The sequence below is a fragment of the Caulobacter sp. HMWF025 genome (assembly GCF_003060965.1).
Lineage (GTDB): Bacteria > Pseudomonadota > Alphaproteobacteria > Caulobacterales > Caulobacteraceae > Caulobacter.
The window spans coordinates 105,215-107,159 of record NZ_QAII01000130.1 but is presented as its reverse complement, the minus strand read 5'-3'; the positions used below and the strand labels follow the sequence as shown (position 1 = coordinate 107,159).

Below are 1,945 nucleotides of genomic sequence, written 5' to 3'. Positions count from 1 at the left end.
GGCTGAGGAGTCGAGCACTTGCCCCCTACTGATCGCTTCGCGATCGTCTTCCCCCGGAGGGGGGAAGATAAGATCGCCGCCCTTCATCTTCCCCCTCCGGGGGAGGAGCGCCGCAGGCGCGGAGGGGGCTAGTACCGCCCCCTCAGGCGACCGGCACCCACATCACCTGGTCCACCCGGCTGGCTCCCGCGGCCAGCATGACCAGCCGGTCGAAGCCCAGGGCGCAGCCCGAGGCCTCGGGCATGATCTCCAGGGCCGCCAGGAAGTCCTCGTCGATCGGATAACGCTCGCCATAGAGGCGCTGCTTCTCGTCCATCTCGGCGACGAAGCGGCGGCGCTGTTCGGCCGGGTCGGTGAGTTCGCCGAAGGCATTGGCCAGCTCGACGCCGCAGGCATAGAGCTCGAAGCGCTCGGCCACGCGCGGATCGCCGGGCTTGGGCCGGGCCAGGGCCGCCTCGGCGGTCGGGTATTCGCACAGGATCGTGGCCCGCCCCTGGCCGAGCTTCGGCTCGACCTTCTCGACGATTATCCGGCTGAACACATCGGCCCAGGTATCGTCGTCGGCGATCCGGATCCCGACGGCCTTCGCCGAGGCGGCCAGGGCGTCGCGGTCCGTCTGGCCGTCGGCTGAGAGGCTGGCCAGCAGATCCACCCCCGCATGGCGCGAGAAGGCCTCGGCGACGCTCAGGCGCTCGGGGGCGGCAAACGGGTCGCAGGCCAGGCCGCGGAATTGGAACGACCGGGTCTGCGCCGTCTCGGCGGCGAGGGCCAGCAGGTCGGCGCAGTCGTCCATCAGGGTCTCGTACGGCGCGCCGGCCCGGTACCATTCCAGCATGACGAATTCGGGGTGATGCAGGGGCCCCCGCTCGCGGTTGCGCCAGACCCGGGCGAAGTCGAAGATCCTCGCCTCGCCGGCCGCCAGCAGCTTCTTGCAGGCAAATTCGGGTGAGGTGTGCAGGTGGAAGGTCTGGTCCGGCTCGCCCGTCAGGCTCAGCATCGTGGTCGTAAAAGCGTGAAGGTGGGCCTCATTGCCCGGCGAGACCTGCAGGGCCGCTGACTCGACCTCGATGAAGCCCTCGGCCTCGAACCGGTTGCGCACGGCGCGGGTGATGGCATTGCGCGCCAGCAGGAAAGGCCGGCGATCGGCGTGGACCGAAGGCGTCCACCATGGCGACCTGGGAGGGGAGGGTGCGTCAGCAGCCACGGGGGCTCCGCATAGTAGAGACTGGCGATCTTGCCGCGTTCGCTATAGGAGGGCGGTCACAAGATCTCTACTCCATTCGGGCGGCTCTCCGGGCAGCGCCCGGAAAGCCTAAGGACTCACGAAGTGAAGGTAGCCGCCAGCTCGCTCCGCAAGGGCGCCGTCGTCGACATGGACGGCAGGCTCTATGTCGTTCTGACCGTCGACAACATCCATCCCGGCAAGGGCACGCCGGTGACCCAGCTGAACATGCGCCGGATCAGCGACGGCGTGAAAGTGTCGGAGCGCTACCGCACGACCGAGCAGGTCGAGCGCGCCTTCGTCGACCAGCGCGACCACACCTTCCTGTACCAGGACGGCGACGGCTTCCACTTCATGAACCCGGAGAGCTTCGACCAGGTCGTGGCCACCCCCGAGGTGATCGGTGACGCTGCGCCCTATCTGCAGGAAAACATGACGGTCCAGCTGTCGACCCACAACGACGTGCCGATCGCCATCGAACTGCCGCGCACGATGATCCTGGAAGTCGTCGACACCGAACCGTCGGTGAAGGGCCAGACCGCCAGCTCCTCGTACAAGCCCGCCCTGCTCAGCAACGGCGTCAAGACGACCGTGCCGCCCTATATCGCGGTCGGCACCCGCGTGGTGATCCTGACGGAAGACAATTCCTATCAGGAACGCGCCAAGGACTGATCGGCCGCTTCCGGTCGACGACAAGAAAAGGCCCGGCGGTTTCCCGCCGGG

2 protein-coding genes are annotated in these 1,945 nt (G+C 67.8%); one reads left to right on the top strand and one right to left on the bottom strand.

What is annotated here, in order from left to right; translation table 11 throughout:
• Positions 1-142: 142 nt before the first annotated feature.
• On the bottom strand, positions 143-1,204 hold the full coding sequence (gene epmA / locus DBR10_RS14165; protein ID WP_108490174.1) for an EF-P lysine aminoacylase EpmA: 1,062 nt from the start codon (positions 1,202-1,204) through the stop codon (positions 143-145).
• 123 nt (positions 1,205-1,327) lie between these two features.
• Between epmA and efp the strand changes: the two genes are divergently transcribed.
• Positions 1,328-1,894, top strand: a complete 567-nt coding sequence (efp, locus tag DBR10_RS14160) for an elongation factor P (protein WP_108490175.1) — start codon at positions 1,328-1,330, stop codon at positions 1,892-1,894.
• Positions 1,895-1,945 lie beyond the last annotated feature (51 nt).